Origin of the sequence: Sorangium aterium (assembly GCF_028368935.1) — a bacterium.
GTDB classification, from domain to species: Bacteria; Myxococcota_A; Polyangia; order Polyangiales; family Polyangiaceae; genus Sorangium; species Sorangium atrum.
The window spans coordinates 1,670,298-1,686,942 of sequence record NZ_JAQNDK010000004.1 but is presented as its reverse complement, the minus strand read 5'-3'; the positions used below and the strand labels follow the sequence as shown (position 1 = coordinate 1,686,942).

Below are 16,645 nucleotides of genomic sequence, written 5' to 3'. Positions count from 1 at the left end.
GCGCCCCGGGCCCGCCCCTGGCAGCGTCCGGCGAGTCCGTGGCGCGCGTCAGGGCCGTCGAGCGGGGCAGCGGCGCGCGGGCGCTGGGATCGGCGGTTGCCAGCGCGCGGCGCGGGGGTGATACTCCTCGGAGGAGCACGCTGTCATGGCCGCCGCTGCACCCCTCCTCGCCCCCCCTGCCGGCGCCGCCGACGCTGTCGCGGCGGACGGCTCGGAAGACCAGCTCTTCGTCGTTCATGACGTCTCGTGGGAGCAGTACGAGGCCATCCTGGCCGCCCTCGGCGACCGGGCTGGCGTGCGGGTGACGTACTGCGAGGGAGTGCTGGAGCTGATGAGCCCGGGCGGACCCCACGAGGGGCGGAAGACGATCCTTGCCCGCCTCGTCGAGGCCTATGCCGAAGAGGCGGAGCTGCCGCTCAGCGGATACGGCAGCATGACCGTCCGCAAGAGGCTCGCGGAGCGGGGGGTGGAGCCGGACGAGTGCTACGTGCTCGGGACGGTCGAGGACGGGGAGATCCCGGAGCTCGCGATCGAGATCATCGAGAAGAGCGGGACGATCAACAAGCTCTCCGTCTATGCGGGGCTCGGCGTGCCCGAGGTCTGGTTCCTGAAGAAGGGGAAGCTCTCCATCCACCTCCTCGGCCCGGACGGCTACGCGGAGGCCGGGCAGAGCCGGCTCCTGCCCGGCCTCGACGTCGCGGGGCTGACGGAGTTCATGCTGCGCAAGGGGGATCAGACGTCCGTGGTGCGCGCGTGGCGCGCGAGGCTCCGGGAGCGATGCGCCAGGTGAGCTCGGTCCGCTGAGCGACGGAGCGCCGTCTGCCGAGGCGCTTCGCGGCCAGCCCCCTACCCCCCGCCGCTCGCCCGCGCCGCGCACGCCGCGGCGATCACCTCTGCCCCCGCCTCTCGCGCCGCGATCTCGCACGCGCGCCACGCCGCGAGCCGCTCGGGCCCCGCGGCGCCCCGCGGCGCCGCCGCGACCCGCGCCTCGACCGAGCGCGCGAAGGCGTCCAGCGCCGCCTCGTCCCCGCGCTCCGACAGGAGCGCGCCCAGCGTGAGCGCCGCGTGCGCGACCTGCCGCTCCGCGCCCGGGTACATCTCCTCCGAGAGCGCCTCGACGAGCGCCGGGAGGTCGCGGCGCGCCGCGGCCTCGCGCGCCCGCACCTCGGGCCCCGCGGCCTCGGCCCCTGCGACGCCGAGGCGCCGCTCCAGGTAGCCGACCACCGAGCGGGCGACGCGCTGGAACGACGCGAGCCCGTCGGTCGGCGCCTCGAGCACGCCGCCCCCGGCCCGCGCGCCCGCGACGTCGAGGTCGAGCACGATGACGAGATCCTCCCGCTCCCCGATGACCAGGAGGTCGTGCGCCCAGTCGAGCGAGCGCTCCTCCGCGAGCCACGCCGTCGCCCGCGCGACGTCGCCGCGCGGCAGGATGAGCGTCCCGTCCGGGAGCGCGATGCCGTCCGCCGCCGCGTAGAGCGCCGCGAGATCCGGCGGCTCGGCCAGCGCGAGGGACCACGCGCCCGCCCCCGCGGCCGGGGGCCGCGCCTCCACGCCGGAGCGCGCGAGCAGCGCGGCGACGCGCGACGCGAGCACGAGAGCCGCGCTCATGGAGCCGGCACCCGCCCGCGGGGCGCGTCCGCGAGGCTCTGGAGGAAGCCGTGGGCCTGCGCGGCCGCCGCTGGCACGTCGAAGATCACGAAGTGACCGTCGCTCCCCTCGGGGACCGGCCACTGCGCGAGCAACCCCGACGCGCGGCCGTCGGCGAGGTTGCCGGCGAGCCCTCCGGGCGGCACCTCGACGGGCGCGGGGCCGCCGAAGCCGTACTCCGGGATCGGGAGCTGCGCAGGCAGCTGCAGCGGCAAGCCCATCGCCAGCGCGTGCATCTCGATGCCGCGAGGCGGCGCGAACGTGTCGCCGGTGCCATCCGGGTTGATGCCCTCGGTCATGTAGATGCTCTTCGGCGCGAAGCCGTCGCGGGGCGCGACGAACAGGCGCGCAGCGTAGTGGATCGGATCGACAACGTCGACGATCGACTGCGCGAGCGAGATCGCGGGGTGGAACTCGTTCACCTCGCCGTCCTCCTCGCCCATCAGCCCGAGGAAGACCGACTTGACCAGCGCCGCGATGCTCGGCGGCGGGTTCGTCTTCTCGAGCAGGGTGACCGACATGACGGCCGATGCCCCGGAGAGCACACCGCCCCGCGCCGAGTCGTCCGCCGCGAGGTAGAGCGGCCCGTTGAGCCCGCCCTGGGAGTGCCCGAAGAACAGGATCTTCGACGGGTCGAACCGGATCTGCTCCCCCGTGCTGGACACGGCGGCGGGCACCGCCATCCGCGACTCGGTGAAGAGGCGCGCCCGCTGCACCTCGTCGAGCGCCGACTGCCGCGCGTTCGTCCGCGCCGCGGCCACGTTCTGCACGTTGTAGTAGAGGAGCCCGGCCTGCGACGGATCCTGCGGCGCCTCCGGGCGCGCGCCGTGGAAGATCTGGTCCACGCCCATGACCGCGAGGCACCGCTCCGCGAGCTCCTGGCCGGTGCCGCGGCGGACGTAGGAGCGGTAGTCGCCGCCGGTGCCGTGAGCGAAGAGCACGACGGGGTAGCCGTCCTCCGGCATGGGGCAGCGGCTCGCGGTGGGGACCGTGAGCGAGAAGCGCAGGTCGAAGTAGCTCGAGATCACCGGCTCGCCGGCCTTGCTCCCGAAGCCGCCGCCGTCGTCGTGGCTCAGGTACGGCGCCCGGCCGATCTGGTAGTTCGGAGACGGGCCGTACACGCCGGCGTACTCGTCGCACGTCGCCTTGTGGCTGAGGCGCCGCCAGAGCGCGGGCCGCGCCTCCGGCGGCGGGACGTTCGCGAGCAGGTGGTCGCGCAGCGCGAAGAGCTCCGCGGTGGGGTCGGACGTGGTGAACACCGTGAGGTGAACGATGCGCTCCCGGTCGACGCCCGCGGCCTCGATCTCGTCCACCGCCGGCGCCAGCGCCTCCCTGACGGCGTCGGGCGTGACGCCGGCCTGGCCGATCCCGAGCGCGTCGCGCAGCTCCGGGCTCGCCTCCACCGCGCCGCCGCCCTCGCCGCGCACCGCGTCCGTGACGACGAGCGCGTACCGGGTCCGCGGCCGGAGCGGGAAGCCCATCACGGGCATGAAGGCGAGGGTGTTCGCGGGCCAGTAAACGCCGGCCTCACGCCGGAAATAGACCGAGATCGGCCGCCGCGCTCCGCGCTCCGGCGAGCCCGGATCCACGTCGATGAGCTGCACCGTCCCGAGGGGGCTCATGGCGAGCGCGGGCGTCGACGGGAGCGAGGAGACGTCGATCGGCCCGGCGAACCGCAGGAACCCCGCCGCCGCCGGAGAGAAGCCGTCGAGGACCGAGTCCATCTCGTGGATGTACTCGTCCAGGATCCTGAGGCGCCGCGGGTTGTTGTAGCCGTCGAGCCGGACCAGGCCGCCCTCGCGGCGCAGATCGCTCGGCCACGGCGCGTCGAAGAACCGCTCTCCCCGGAGCTCGTCGTGCCGCGCAGGCGAGACCCAGATCGACGAGACGCTCGGGCGCGCATCGCCGCAGCCGAGCGCCGCGACGAGCGACGATGCCGCGGCCGTCGCCGCAGCGAGGGAGGGGCGCATGAGGGCATGGTGGCGCATGCATTCGTCGAGATCGACGGTTCGAGCTCGCGCCGAAGCAGGCAGACCACCGCGGCGCGGGGCGCTTCGTCGTGAACGCGCTCGCCTTCATCACGTGCGCGCATGCAGCTCCGTCGCGGACGCGCGCGAGCCACAGCACACGGCACGCCCGCTCTGGCCGTACTCCATGCTCTCCGCCCACTACGTTCCAGGCGACGCTCGGCGGACGCCGTGTGCGACGAGCGCGACGAGCGCGACGAGAAACCAAGCGCCAGACGAGCGAGGAGAGCGAGGAAAACGAGGCCGATCCGCCGCGTTCCGTCGCGAGATGGCCGACTCCGACCTCAGCGGGCGGGCGGCGCTGCGAGCGCCGACGAGGGTGACTTCGCCTTGTGCTTCATATATATATGATTTAGGTGGTCCGGATGTCCCTGGAAGGCAGGATCGCGCTCGTCACGGGTGGGGGTCGCGGCATCGGCAGGGCGATCGCCGAGCGGCTGGCGCAGGGCGGCGCGCGCGTCGCCGTCGCAGGCCGCACGCAGGCCGAGATCGAGGAGACGGCCGCGGCCATCGGGGGCGTCGCCGTCCGGCTCGACGTCGGCGATCGCGAGGGCGCGCCGCCGGCGCTCGCCGCGCTCGAAGGCCAGCTCGGGCACATCGACGTGCTCGTCAACAACGCGGGCGTCGCCGAGAGCGCGCCGTTCGACAGGACCAGCGACGCGCTCTGGGACCGCATGCTCGCGGTCAACGTGACCGGCGCCTTCGCGCTCTGCCGCGCCCTGATCCCGAAGATGATCGCGCGCGGGTTCGGGCGCGTCGTCAACGTCGCCTCGACCGCCGGGCTCGTCGGGTGCGCCTACTCGACCGCGTACTGCGCGTCGAAGCACGCCATGGTCGGCATGACCCGCGCCATCGCGGTGGAGATCGCCCGGACGCCGGTGACCATCAACTGCGTCTGCCCCGGGTGGGTGAACACGAGGATGGCGGACGAGGCGATCTCCCGCATCGCCGAGAAGACCGGGCGGGGCGAGGACGCGGCGCGGCGGTCGCTCGAGTCGATGTCGCCTCAGGGCCGGATGGTCGAGCCCGCCGAGGTCGCGCTCGTCGTGGCGATGCTCTGCAGCGACGAGGCGCGCAGCATCCATGGCCAGGCGATCCCGGTCGACGGGGGGCAGGTGATGCGGTGAATGGCGATCTCGAGATCGTGCAGCCGGCCGGGTGGCCTGCGCCGCGAGGCTACGCCAACGGCGTCGTGACGCGCGGCAGGACGCTGCACATCGCGGGGCAGATCGGGTGGGACCCCGCGTCCGGGCAGCTCCGGAGCGACGATCTGGCCGAGCAGTTCGCCCAGGCGCTCGACAACGTGCTCGCGGTCGTCGCGGCCGCCGGCGGGGAGCCGGGCGACGTCGCGCGCATGACCGTCTACGTGACCGATCTCGAGGCGTACAGGGGCTCGCTCCGCGCGATCGGCGCCGCGTGGCGGGCGCGGTTCGGCAAGCACTTCCCGGCGATGGCCCTCGTCGGCGTCGCGGGGCTCGTCGAGCGGCGCGCGCTCGTGGAGATCGAGGCCGTCGCGGCGCTCGACGCGCGCGGCGAGGGCGCGGCCGTGGAGATCGACGCGGCCGCGGCGGCGCCACCCTCCACGGGCGCGCGCGGCGAGGGCGGCCCGTGAGGCGCGGGGCGCCGGCGAGGCGGCCGCTCGCCGTGGTCCCCCCGCCGGAGAGCGCGCGCGGCGACCAGGCGGCCGTGCGCGCCTGGGTGCGCATCCTCGCCGTCCACAAGCGCGCGCTCGCGGCCATCCGCGAGGACCTGGAGCACGAGATGACCCTCCCGCGCTTCGACCTCCTGGCGAACCTCGTGCGCAGCGACGGGCAGACGCTCGCGTCGCTCTCCCGCAGCATGCTCGTCACGGCGGGCAACCTCACCGGGCTCGTCGATCGCGCGGCGCGCGACGGCATGGTCGAGCGGCGCGCCGACCCGAGCGACCGCCGCGCGTGGCGGGTGCACCTGACCGCCAAGGGGCAGCGCGCGTTCCGCGACGCCGAGCGGCGGCACGCCGCGCGCGTGGCGAAGGTGTTCTCCGGGTTGAGCCCGGCCGAGCTCTCCACGCTGACGCGGCTGCTCGACAAGCTGCGCACCACGCTCCGCGAGCCGGACATGCCCGTCCCGTCGCGCCCCGGCAGCGCCCGCGCTCACGCCGAGCGGAGCGCGCGCAGCCCCCCGCGGCGCACGCGGACGAAGCCCTGATCGCGCGAGGCTCGCCTCCGACGCGCACCGGACCCAGGAGATCCCCATGACCCTCACACCCCGCTCCTTCCAGCTCGAGCTCAGCCGCGGCGTCGCGGAGATCACGCTGAGCCGCCCCGACCGCCTGAACGCCCTCACCTTCGAGGTCTACGGCGAGCTCACGGCGACGTTCCGATCGCTCGAGCGCTCGGCCGCGCGCGCGGTCGTGCTCACCGGAGCGGGGCGCGGCTTCTGCTCGGGCGGCGACGTCGAGGGGATCATCGCCGAGCTGTTCGCGCGCGACGCGCGGGGGCTGCTCGAGTTCACCCGCGCGACCGGCGCGCTGATCCAGAGCATCTGCGAGCTCCGGCGCCCGGTCATCGCCGCCGTCAACGGGGTCGCCGTCGGCGCGGGCGCGGTGATCGCCGCCGCGTGCGACCTGCGCATCGCCGCGGCGAGCGCGCGCTTCGGGTTCATCTTCCCCAAGGTCGGCCTGTCCGGCGCCGACATGGGCGCCTCGTACCTCCTGCCGCGCATCGTCGGCCAGGGGCGCGCCGCCGAGCTGCTCTTCTTCGGCGATCTCATCGGCGCCGACGAGGCGCTCCGCATCGGCCTCGTGAACCGCGTCGTCGCCGACAGCGACGCGCTGGGCGTGGCGCGCGGCTGGGCCGAGCGCCTCGCGCGCGGGCCGGCGTTCGCGCACGCGATGACCAAGCAGATGCTCGAGAGCGAGCGCACGATGCCCCTCGCCGCCGCGATCGAGGCCGAGGCGCAGGCGCAGGCCATCTGCATGGCCCACCCCGACTTCCGCGAGGCCCACGAGGCGAACAGGGCGAAGCGGCCGCCGCGCTTCGAGGGCGCCGATCTCGGCGACGCGCCGGCCGCGCCCGACGACGCCGACGCGCCCCCCACCCCGCGGTCCACCGGCCTGGAGACGCCCCGCGTATGAGCCGGCTCGCGCTCTCCTCGGCCGATCTCCCCGTCTTCTTCGAAGAGCGCCACGCCGCGCTCGCCGCGCGGCTGACGCCCGAGGCGCTCGCGCCGCTCGCCGAAGCGCGCGACGCCGCCGCCGTGGCGCGCTGCATGGGCGAGCCGCTCGGGCTCTACGCGCACCTCATCCCCGAGGCGCTCGGCGGCGCGCCGAGCGGCGGCGGCCGCCCCGCGGACACGACCGCCATCGACGTGCGCTCGCTCGTCCTCATCCGCGAGGCGCTCGGCCAGGTCGCCCCGCTCGCCGACGCGATCTTCGCGGTGCAAGGGCTCGGCTCGTACCCGATCGTGCTGGCCGGGAGCGACGCGCAGCGCCGCGCGATCCTGCCCGACGTGCTCTCGGGGCGGCGCATCGGGGCCTTCGCGCTGACCGAGCCCGAGGCGGGCAGCGACGTCGCCTCGCTGAGGACCGAGGCCCGCCGCGAGGGCGACGGATGGGTCCTCGACGGCGAGAAGGTGCTGATCTCGAACGTGCCGCTCGCGCACCACCTCGTCGTCTTCGCCCGCACGGGCGCGCCGCCGCGCGACGGCGGCGCGGCGGGCGATCGCGGCGGCGGGCGCGCCGCGATCACGGCGTTCCTCGTCGACAGCGGCGCGAAGGGCGTCGCCTCGGAGCCGCTTCCGATGTCGGTCCCGCACCCGATCGGCCGGCTCCGCTTCGAGGGCTGCCGCGTGCCGGACAGCGCGCGGCTCGGCGAGGTGGGCGGCGGCTTCAAGCTCGCGATGCAGACGCTCGACGCCTTCCGGATCTCGGTCGGCGCGGCGGCGAACGGGATGGCGGCGCGCGCCCTCCGCGAGGCGATCGCGCACGTCACGCGGAGGAGGCAGTTCGGGGCGCCCCTGTCCGAGCAGCAGATGGTGCGCGCCTACCTCGCCGAGATGGCGACCGAGCTCGACGCGGCCCGCCTGCTCGTCGCCCGCGCGGCCCACAAGCGCGACACGGCGGCGGCGCGCGTCTCGACCGAGGCGGCCATGGCGAAGATGTTCGCCACCGAGGCGGCGCAGCGGATCATCGACCGCGCGGTCCAGCTCCACGGCGGCATGGGGGTCATCGAGGGGACCGAGGTCGAGCGGCTGTACCGCGAGATCAGGCCGCTGCGCATCTACGAGGGGACGACGGAGATCCAGAAGCTCATCATCGCGAAGGGCATCCTCGATCGCGCCGCCGCCGAGCCCCCGGCCGACGAGCGCGCTCGCGACGGGGCGCGGTAGCCATGTGGAAGCCGCCGGAGCGGATCCGCCACGCGCTGCCCCGCGAGGAGCCTCCGGCCGCGGGCGAGGCGGCGCGCGCGCGCCTCTTCTCGCCGCTCCGCCTCGCCTCGGGCCTCGAGCTCGCCGAGCGCTCGTGGGTGCCCGCGATGGTTCCATGGCGCGCGACGGAGGAGGGCGTCGTCACGCAGGACGTGCTCGACTGGTACGGCCGCTTCGCCGACGGCCAGCCCGGCGCCCTCGTTGTCGAGGCGACCGGGATCCGCGACGTGCCGAGCGGCCCGCTGCTCCGCGTCGGACACGATCGGTTCGTCCCTGGGCTCCGGGAGCTCGTCCGGACGGTCCGCGCGCGGAGCGCCGGCCGGACGCGCGTGTTCCTGCAGCTCATCGACTTCCTCCGCATCCGCAGGCGCCCGCCGAAGGACAGGTTCCTGCGGGAGTTCCTGGAGATCACCGGCGCGCACCGGCGCGCCCTGTCCGAGGCGCTCGAGGAGCCGCCGCTCCGGGACGCGCCGGAGCTCGAGGTGCGCGCGCGGCTGCTCGCGCTCGACGACGCTCGGCTCGAGGCCGTCCTCGCGCCTCGCGAGCTCGAGGCGCTGCGCTTCGGCGAGCGGGAGCGCGTCACCGACGTCGCGCTCCCTCACATCCGCGACCTGCCGCGGACGCTCCCCGGCCTGTTCGCCGCGGCCGCCGTGAGGGCGCGCGAGGCGGGCTTCGACGGCGTCGAGCTCCACTACGCGCACGCCTACACCATGGCCTCGTTCCTGTCCGCGCTGAACACCCGCTCGGACGGCTACGGCGGCGATCGCGAGCGCCGCGCGCGCCTCCCGCTCGAGGTCTACGCGGCGGTGCGCGCCGCCGTCTCCTCTCGCTTCACGGTGGGCTGCCGCTTCCTCTGTGACGACGTCATCGCGGGGGGCAGCCGGGTCGACGACGCGGCGTTCTTCGCGCTCGCGTTCGCGCGCGCCGGCATGGATTTCCTCTCGCTGTCGACCGGCGGCAAGTTCGAGGACGCGAAGCAGCCCAAGGTCGGCGAGGCCGCGTACCCCTACACCGGCCCGAGCGGGTACGAGTGCATGCCGACCGCGCTCTCGGACGCGGCGGGGCCGTTCGGGCGGCAGGTGCCGAAGCAGGCGCAGATCCGGCGCGCCCTGCGCGCGTCCGGCCTCGGCACGCCGGTCGTCGTGGCGGGGGGGATCTGCACGTTCGCCCAGGCCGAGGCGATCCTCGCGCGCGACGAGGCCGATCTCATCGGGGCGGCACGGCAGACGCTCGCGGATCCCGACTGGTTCCTGAAGGTGCGGCTCGGCCGCAGCGGCGAGGTCCGGCGCTGCATCTATTCCAATTACTGCGAGGCGCTGGATCAGCGCCACCGACCCGTGACGTGTCAGCTCTGGGATCGCGAGGGGCTCGACGAGCCGGGGGTCGCGACCACGGAGGGCGGAAAGCGGCGGCTCACGGCGCCGCGATGGAGGCGAGAGGAGGCGTGACGATGACCGCACCGACGTTCCCTGACGAGTTCAACCTCGCCGACTACTTGCTGTTCGATCGGCTGCGCGAGGGGCTCGGCGACAAGGTCGCGCTGCTCTTCGGCGATCAGCGGCACACCTACGCCGACGTCGCGGAGAAGGTCCGGATGCTCCAGGCGCACCTCGCCGTCGAAGACGTCGCCCTCGAGCAGCGGGTGCTCATCGTCCTGCACGACTCGCCCGCGTTCGTCTGGTCCTTCTTCGCGGCGCTGAGCCACGGCGCGGTCGTGGCGATGGGCAACCCCGAGGCGCCCGCGCCCGACCTCGCGCACCTTGTCGAGTACACGCGGGCCGCGGCGGTCGTCACGATCCCGCGCGTGGCCGAGGCGCTCGCGCTTCAAGGCGCGCTCGCGGCCACGAACGTCCGCACCGTCGTGCTGGTGCCCGAGGTCCCGACCGGCGGCGATCTCGAGGCCGATCTCCCGGTCTCGCCGGCCCTCGCGGCGCTTCGGGGCACCTCGCTCCGCGGCGCCCTCGCGCAGGGGCGCGCTGCGCTCGCGGCGAAGCGCGCCCCGGCGGGCCCCCGCGCCACCCGGCGCGACGACGTCGCCATCTGGCTGTTCACGTCCGGCTCCACCGGCAGGAGCAAGGCGGCCATGCACACGCACCGCGACTTCGCCTTCAACACCGAGCGCTACGCCAAGGCGACCGTTGGCTACCGCAAGGACGACATCACCGTCTCGGTGCCGCGCCTCTTCTTCGGCTACGCCACGGGCACCAACCTGATGTTCCCCTTCGCCGTCGGCGCGACGTCCGGCCTCTTCGTCGAGCGGCCCACGCCGGAGTCGCTCGCGCGGTACATCGAGCGCTATCGCCCGACGGTCGTCACCAACGTCCCGACGATGATGGGCAAGCTGCTCGATCACGACGACGCCCGCGCGGCGCGCGGCGAGCCGCGCCTCGATCTCTCCAGCGTCCGCTTCCACCTGTCCGCGGGCGAGGCGCTGCCGCCCGCGCTCCTCGATCGCTTCCGCGGGCGGTTCCACGCCGACGTCTACGACGGCATCGGCTCCGCGGAGATGTTCCACATCTACTGCACGAACCGCCCCGGTGATGTGCGCCCGGGGTCGCTCGGCCGCGTCGTGGAGGGGTACACGATCAAGATCCTCTCCTCGGACGCGGCCGGGCCGGGCGCGCCCGAGCTCCCGCCCGGCGAGACCGGCGTCATGTGGGTGAAGGGCGACTCGGTCGCGCTCGGCTACTTCCAGGATCGCGAGAAGAGCTGGGGCACCTTCCACGGCCACTGGTGCCGCACCGGGGATCTCTTCCGCATGGATGCCGAGGGTTACCTTTGGTTCAGCGGGCGCGCCGACGAGCTGCTCAAGGTGGGCGGCGTCTGGGTCGCGCCGGTCGAGGTGGAGGAGTGCCTGACCGAGCACCCGGCCGTCAGCCTCGCCGCCGTGATCGGCGCCGAGGAGGCGGGCCTCGTCAAGCCGAAGGCGTTCATCGTGGTCCGCGACGACGCGCGCGGCCGCGTCGCCACCGACGAGGGGAGGGCCCAGCTCGCCCAGGAGCTCAAGGCCTTCGTGAAGGACCGGCTGAGCAAGCACAAGTACCCGCGCTGGGTCGCCTTCGTCGATGACATCCCGAGGAACGATCGCGGCAAGGCCGATCGCAAGGCGCTCCGGCAGCGCGAGGTCGCCGGCGAGAACCCGGCGGGCCTGTAAACCCATGCAGGCCGCGCCGCGCCTCGCGGAGCTCACGACCGAGGAGCTCGCCGCGCTCCTCTCGGCCGGCGCGCCGTGCGTCGCGCTCGTGCCGGTCGGCTCGGTCGAGCCGCACGGCCCGCACCTCCCGCTCGGTACGGACACGCTCATCGGCGAGGCCGCGGCCGAGCAGGCCGGCCGCCGGCTGTGGGAGCGAGGCGTCGCCGCGCTCGTCGCCCCGCCCGTCGGTTATGGCGTGACCGACTTCGCGGCAGGCTTCGCGGGCGCGATCTCGATCCCGGCGCCCGCGCTCACCGCCTTTCTGCGCGCCGTCGCCGAGGCCTACCTGTCGGCCGGCCTGGCCCATGTCTGCTTCATCAACAACCACCTCGAGCCGGAGCACGACCGCGCCGTGCGCGCCGCCGCCAGCGACCTGCCCCTGGGCCGCGCCTCCGTCGCGTGTCCGCTCGCGCGCCGCTGGGCACGGACGCTCTCCGCGGAGTTCCGGAGCGGCGCCTGCCACGCGGGCCGTTACGAGACCTCGCTCGTCCTCGCCGCGGCCTCCGCGCTCGTCCGGAGAGACATCGCCCATGCGCTGCCCGATCTCGCGCTGAGCCTGTCGGAGGGAATTCAAGCAGGGGTGAAGAGCTTCCGCGCCCTGGGCATGGACGCCGCCTATACCGGCTCTCCGCGCGAGGCATCCGAGGACGAAGGCCGTGCGTTGCTCGATCTGCTCGCGACGATGGTCGTGACCGAGGTCGAGGAGGGGCTCTCCAGGGCTGCCGGTCACGAGCCCATCCCAGGAAAAGGCAGCGGGTAAGCCAAAAGGTGGCCAGGTAGACAAAAGTAGGCGCTTCTGCCCCATCGCCACTGCCTCACGCTCGCCTGAACGGCAGAATCCGCCATCGACTCACGCGCCTCGGCAAGCTGAACAGGTCACTCAGGCCGCCCGCGCCGCGTGCCGCATAGAAGCGCGCAGAACGTAGAACGTGAGCGACATCACAAATGTGCTTCACGGCGCTCGACAATCACCATCGACTTGAGCAATAATGATTATTTTTGTCCTGACATCACAAGCAACATTATCAGATTTTCGACAACAAGCCTCGCTTCCCAATTGACGTATTCAAAGAGAAGCCGTAAAACGGTATCGTTTTCCTCGCGCGCTGTTTGACGCCAGAACGATCCGACGGCTGACCTGATGAAGGTGATGCTTTACGGCGCGCATCCAGATGGTGGTTTTGGCGGGGGCGCTCTCTGGCGTTCCTGCGCGATGGCATCACATGCAGCCTCGCGGGCGGAGCTGGCCCGGCGATGCGGATCGGAGAGCATCATGAGGAATCGAACGATCGTGCGAGGGTCTCGGCATCTGCTCCTGGCCTCTCTTGCCGCCGCCTCCGGCGCGGCGCTCGCCGGGTGCGTTGGCGTACAAGACGAAGGTGGCGAGCTGCTCGGTGAGGCGCAGCAGGCCGTGACGGTCTGTGTGACTCTCCAGCGCACCGGGACGACGGGCGTGGTCAAGGATGCCCTCCTCAATTCGACCTATCCCAACTACACGCCCACCGGGGCCGACATGTACGCCGGCGAGAGCTCCGGTTCCCAGATGCGCGCGCTGATCGCGTTCGATCTCTCGTCGATCCCTGCCAACGCCACCATCGTCTCAGCGGATCTCTCCCTCAACATAGGCGCCGCGCCCCCCCCGGGTGTGATGCGGGCGCACCGGATCACGACGGCTTGGGACGAGAACACGGTGACGTGGAACTCGCACTCGGCCGCCTGGGATCCGACGGTCCTGGGGTACCTCACGGCGGACGCCGGATACAACTACTCTTACCACACGCTCAGCCTCACCGAGCTTGTGCAGAGCTGGGTGAGCGGCGCCGTCCAGAACCACGGCGTGCTCTTCGAGCAAACCACGAGTCGCACCCACATCAGAACGAGCGAGGCATCGCTGGATAGGCGGCCGTCTCTCCGCGTCTGCTACGACAGCGCGACGGGGGGCACGACGGCGACGTCGAGCAGCTCCAGCTCCTCGACGACCTCCTCCACGACCGCGAGCTCCAGCTCCTCCACGACAGCGAGCTCCAGCTCCTCCACGACCTCCTCCACGACAGCGAGCTCCACCTCCTCGACGACCTCCTCCACGACGGCGAGCTCCAGCAGCGCGGGCGGCGCCGGGGGCGCGGGCGGTGCGGGCGGCGCCGGAGGCGCGGGGGGTGGCGGCGGGGGCGGCGTGCCTGGCCTGCCGATCAGCTGCAACAGCAGCACCCCGGGCGCAGGTGCCAATTGCGGCGTCGAGGGGGGCGATAACTGCTGCTCTACCCTCCCGGTCCCGGGCGGCACGTTCAACCGGCTCAACAATGCGGGCCTGCCGGCGACGGTCAGCAGCTTCTACCTCGACAAGTACTCGGTCACGGTGGGGCGGTTCCGCCAGTACCTCGAGCAGACCGGCGGCCCGACCCAGGCCAACCCGCCGGCCGCCGGCGCGGGCGCACACCCGAAGATCGCGAACAGCGGCTGGGACCCGGCGTGGAACACTTACCTCACGGCCAACACGAGCGCGCTCAAGACGGCGCTCATCTGCGATCCCTATGGATGGCCGTCCTGGAGCGACACGCCGGCAGGCAAGGAGAAGAAGCCGATCGTCTGCGCGACGTGGTACGAGCTGTTCGCGTTCTGCGCGTGGGACGGCGGCCGGCTGCCGACCCAGGCGGAGGTCAACTACGCCTCTGCGGGCGGCAACGAACAGCGCCTCTATCCGTGGGGCGGCTCGAGCGTCTACGATATCACGCTTCAGGACGCGTCCTGGTGCTGCCAGGGCGACGGCTCGGTGGCGGGCGACTGCGTCACGGGGTATCCGTCGCTCTATCCCTGCTCGCAGACGGACCTCACGGACGTCGGCAAGTTCCCCCATGGCGCCGGGCGGTGGGGTCACCTCGACCTGGCCGGCAACGCGTACAAGGCCACCCGCGACGGCTCGGACAACTATTCGCTGCTGACGCCCTGCAACGACTGCTCGCGGCTCGACAACAGCTCGAGCACGCGCTTCATGCACGGCGGCAGCTTCCTGGCCGCGGGCTTCAAGCAGACGACGGACTATCAGGTCTCCTACGCGGGCACCTCGCGGCGCTACTACGTCACAGCGACGTGCGCGCGCGATCTCCCCACGCCGTGACGCCGCTCCAGCCGGCGGCGCGGCGAGGCGGCCGCGCGCCGCGCTGGTGAAGCCGGCGGGCGCGGGTCCGGCCGCGCACCTCGCGCCGAGGCGCCCGCCGGCCCTGCCGGGCCTCCCGGCGCCTCCTGCCGGCGAGCCGCTCGCTCCCGTGCTCTCCCACGCTGCTGAACCCCCTTGAACTTGGCCCTCGTCGGCGCCTCCTGATACGCGCGCTCCATGCGCGTGAGAGGCGTCCTCCTCCTGCCGGCCATAGCGCTCGCGACGCTGAGCGTGAGCTGCCCGCGCCCTGCCTCCGAGCCAGCCGCGACGTCCCCGGCCCCTGCGCCCGCCGCCGCCGTCACCGCGCCGCTCGCCGCGACCGCGCCCGCCGTCGCTGCCCCGGTGCCCTCCACTGCCAGCGTCGAGGACGCCGCGCCGCCCAGCGCGGAGGCCGCCATGGCGCCGGGCGCTCTCGCGATGGCGCCGGGCGCTCTCGCGGCGGCGCCTGGCGGCGACCCGCTCGCGTTGCCGGCGCTGCCGCCGGAGCTCGTCGATGACGGATCCGACAAGCTGCCCGAGCTCGATCCTCCCCCGGCCACCTCGCCGACGGCGGCCGAGGAGGAGGTCCACGAGCTCGCGAGCATCGCCAGGGAGACCTGGGTCTTCGCCGAGCCGCGCTGGACCAGCCGGCGGATCGGGTACCTGCGCGCCGGCGCCGTGGTCGCGCGCAGGCCGCAGCCGTCCGGCAGGACGTCGTGCGCCGAGGGCTGGTACCGCATCGAGCCGAACGGCTACGTCTGCATCGGCGCCAGCGCGACGCTCAACATTCACGACCTCGCGGTCGAGGCATCGTCTCGTCGCCCGGTTCGCCGGTTCGCTTCGCCCGCCTTGCCGGTCGTTCGTGGCGAGGCCGCGCCTGCCACAACACAGCCGGGCGAGACCCCAGTTGCCGCGGCGCAGACGGGCGAGACCCCAGTTGCCGCGGCGCAGACGGGCGAGACCACAATTGCCGCTGCGCAGCCGGGCGAGGCCACACTCGCTGCAACGCAGCCGGGCGAGACCGCACTTGCCGCAACACAGCCGGGCGAGACCGCGCTTGCCATAACGCAGGCCGGCGCAAGTGCACTTGCCGCAACGCAGGCCGGCGCAAGCGCACTTGCCGCAATGCGGGCAGGCGACGCGACAACCCTGCTCGGCGGCCTGCCCTACACGTACGTGATGTCTCGCTCCCCCACCCCGCTGCTCTATGCGCGCCTGCCCGACGAGGACGAGCAGCGCGGCGCCGAGCCCGACCTCGCCGCGCACCTGCTCCGCGCCGCGACCGCCGCGCGCGCGCCGGACTTCGTCGCGCCTCCGCCTCCGGACGTCACCCCCTCGGTCCTGCTCTATGGGCGGCCGGCGCCCGGGCTCGCCGGCGATCGCCGCTCGCCCGGCGCGCTCGTCCTGGGCCGCGCCCGCACGCGCTCCGGCTTCGCCCTGCTCTCGACCTTCGACCACGACGGGCGCCGCTTCGGCCTGACGACCGACCTCGCCGTCCTGCCGCTCGACCGCACCCGCGTCATCCGGCCGAGCGCCTTCGCCGGGCTGGCGCTCCCGGAGGGCGTCACCTTGCCCGTGGCCTTCGCCAGGCGCCGCCACGCCGCGCGCCTCGTCCCAGGCGAGCGCGGCGTCACCCGCGCCCCGCTCCGCTTTCGCGAGGCGATCCCGCTGTCCGGCGCATCGCGGCGTGTCGGCGGCATCGACTACCTCGAGGCGCGGGACGGCTCGCTCGTCCGCGCCGACGAGGTCGTGCGCGTCGACCCGCTTCCCAGGACCCCCGCGTGGGCGGTGCGCGGGCGGAAGTGGATCGACGTCTCGATCGAGAAGCAGAGCCTCGTCGCCTACGAGGGCGCTCGCCCGGTCTACGTGACCCTTGTCTCGACGGGGGCGGACGGCCTCGGCGACCCCAAGACGACGCGCTCGACCATCCAGGGGCTGTTCCGCATCCACACGAAGCACGTCACGGTCACGATGGACGGCGACGAGGAGGAAGAGGATCCGTTCGACTTCCGCGACGTGCCTTTCGTCCAGTACTTCACGGAGGGCTTCGCGTTCCACGCCGCCTACTGGCACGACGATTTCGGCACCCCGCGCAGCCACGGTTGCGTGAACCTCTCTCCGCTCGACGCCGCCTGGCTGTTCGAGTGGACGACCCCCGAGGTGCCGGCCGAATGGCACGGCGCGCTCTCGCTACGGAAGGGCACGCTCGTCTCCATCCGCCCCTGAGCCGCCGGCCCG

Annotated in this window: 13 protein-coding genes; 11 read left to right on the top strand and 2 right to left on the bottom strand. The window is 73.5% G+C overall.

The features are described from left to right. Positions 1-145: 145 nt before the first annotated feature. Positions 146-790: a Uma2 family endonuclease gene (locus POL72_RS37825; RefSeq protein WP_272101687.1), complete on the top strand. Its 645-nt coding sequence runs from the start codon at positions 146-148 to the stop codon at positions 788-790. Between the two features lie 56 nt (positions 791-846). Here the strand turns inward: POL72_RS37825 and POL72_RS37820 are convergent, their stop codons facing one another. Next, entirely contained in the window at positions 847-1,608 is a 762-nt protein-coding gene (locus tag POL72_RS37820) for a hypothetical protein (protein WP_272101686.1), read from the bottom strand. Continuing rightward, positions 1,605-3,617 carry an alpha/beta hydrolase family protein gene (locus tag POL72_RS37815; protein ID WP_272101685.1) on the bottom strand — a complete coding sequence of 671 codons (2,013 nt, stop codon included), beginning with the start codon at positions 3,615-3,617 and terminating at the stop codon, positions 1,605-1,607. Before POL72_RS37815 ends, POL72_RS37820 begins: the two co-directional genes overlap by 4 nt. 422 nt (positions 3,618-4,039) lie before the next feature. Here POL72_RS37815 and POL72_RS37810 point away from each other — a divergent pair, with 422 nt between their 5' ends. The 10 genes from POL72_RS37810 (at position 4,040) to POL72_RS37765 (ending at position 16,633) form a co-directional block, all read left to right on the top strand. Continuing rightward, positions 4,040-4,801 (top strand): SDR family NAD(P)-dependent oxidoreductase, encoded by a 762-nt coding sequence (locus tag POL72_RS37810; RefSeq protein ID WP_272101684.1) that lies wholly within the window; start codon positions 4,040-4,042, stop codon positions 4,799-4,801. Next, positions 4,798-5,286 carry a RidA family protein gene (locus tag POL72_RS37805; protein ID WP_272101683.1) on the top strand — a complete coding sequence of 163 codons (489 nt, stop codon included), beginning with the start codon at positions 4,798-4,800 and terminating at the stop codon, positions 5,284-5,286. Before POL72_RS37810 ends, POL72_RS37805 begins: the two co-directional genes overlap by 4 nt. A 32-nt stretch (positions 5,287-5,318) precedes the next feature. Continuing rightward, entirely contained in the window at positions 5,319-5,861 is a 543-nt protein-coding gene (locus tag POL72_RS37800) for a MarR family winged helix-turn-helix transcriptional regulator (RefSeq protein WP_012234634.1), read from the top strand. Positions 5,862-5,901: 40 nt separating this feature from the next. Further along, complete coding sequence (locus tag POL72_RS37795; protein ID WP_272101807.1) at positions 5,902-6,789, top strand: enoyl-CoA hydratase family protein; 888 nt, start codon at positions 5,902-5,904, stop codon at positions 6,787-6,789. Further along, positions 6,786-8,042: an acyl-CoA dehydrogenase family protein gene (locus POL72_RS37790; RefSeq protein ID WP_272101682.1), complete on the top strand. Its 1,257-nt coding sequence runs from the start codon at positions 6,786-6,788 to the stop codon at positions 8,040-8,042. The genes POL72_RS37795 and POL72_RS37790 overlap by 4 nt, the downstream gene beginning before the upstream one ends. 2 nt (positions 8,043-8,044) lie before the next feature. Then, complete coding sequence (locus tag POL72_RS37785; protein WP_272101681.1) at positions 8,045-9,529, top strand: oxidoreductase; 1,485 nt, start codon at positions 8,045-8,047, stop codon at positions 9,527-9,529. 2 nt (positions 9,530-9,531) lie between these two features. Then, positions 9,532-11,235: a benzoate-CoA ligase family protein gene (locus POL72_RS37780; RefSeq protein WP_272101680.1), complete on the top strand. Its 1,704-nt coding sequence runs from the start codon at positions 9,532-9,534 to the stop codon at positions 11,233-11,235. A 4-nt stretch (positions 11,236-11,239) separates the two neighbouring features. Further along, a complete protein-coding gene (locus tag POL72_RS37775) occupies positions 11,240-12,034 on the top strand; it encodes a creatininase family protein (RefSeq protein WP_272101679.1) in 795 nt (264 codons plus the stop codon). A 513-nt stretch (positions 12,035-12,547) separates the two neighbouring features. Further along, complete coding sequence (locus tag POL72_RS37770; RefSeq protein ID WP_272101678.1) at positions 12,548-14,389, top strand: DNRLRE domain-containing protein; 1,842 nt, start codon at positions 12,548-12,550, stop codon at positions 14,387-14,389. Between the two features lie 216 nt (positions 14,390-14,605). Next, positions 14,606-16,633: a L,D-transpeptidase family protein gene (locus tag POL72_RS37765; protein WP_272101677.1), complete on the top strand. Its 2,028-nt coding sequence runs from the start codon at positions 14,606-14,608 to the stop codon at positions 16,631-16,633. The last annotated feature ends 12 nt before the right edge of the window (positions 16,634-16,645 follow it).

Bases quoted from the DNA above. Each gene is read 5' to 3' on its own strand.
- POL72_RS37765 (WP_272101677.1), top strand. From the start codon at position 14,606: ATGCGCGTGAGAGGCGTCCTCCTCCTGCCGGCCATAGCGCTCGCGACG.
- POL72_RS37820 (WP_272101686.1), bottom strand. From the start codon at position 1,608: ATGAGCGCGGCTCTCGTGCTCGCGTCGCGCGTCGCCGCGCTGCTCGCG.
- POL72_RS37815 (WP_272101685.1), bottom strand. From the start codon at position 3,617: ATGCGCCCCTCCCTCGCTGCGGCGACGGCCGCGGCATCGTCGCTCGTC.
- POL72_RS37825 (WP_272101687.1), top strand. From the start codon at position 146: ATGGCCGCCGCTGCACCCCTCCTCGCCCCCCCTGCCGGCGCCGCCGAC.
- POL72_RS37775 (WP_272101679.1), top strand. From the start codon at position 11,240: ATGCAGGCCGCGCCGCGCCTCGCGGAGCTCACGACCGAGGAGCTCGCC.
- POL72_RS37790 (WP_272101682.1), top strand. From the start codon at position 6,786: ATGAGCCGGCTCGCGCTCTCCTCGGCCGATCTCCCCGTCTTCTTCGAA.
- POL72_RS37785 (WP_272101681.1), top strand. From the start codon at position 8,045: ATGTGGAAGCCGCCGGAGCGGATCCGCCACGCGCTGCCCCGCGAGGAG.
- POL72_RS37810 (WP_272101684.1), top strand. From the start codon at position 4,040: ATGTCCCTGGAAGGCAGGATCGCGCTCGTCACGGGTGGGGGTCGCGGC.
- POL72_RS37770 (WP_272101678.1), top strand. From the start codon at position 12,548: ATGAGGAATCGAACGATCGTGCGAGGGTCTCGGCATCTGCTCCTGGCC.
- POL72_RS37780 (WP_272101680.1), top strand. From the start codon at position 9,532: ATGACCGCACCGACGTTCCCTGACGAGTTCAACCTCGCCGACTACTTG.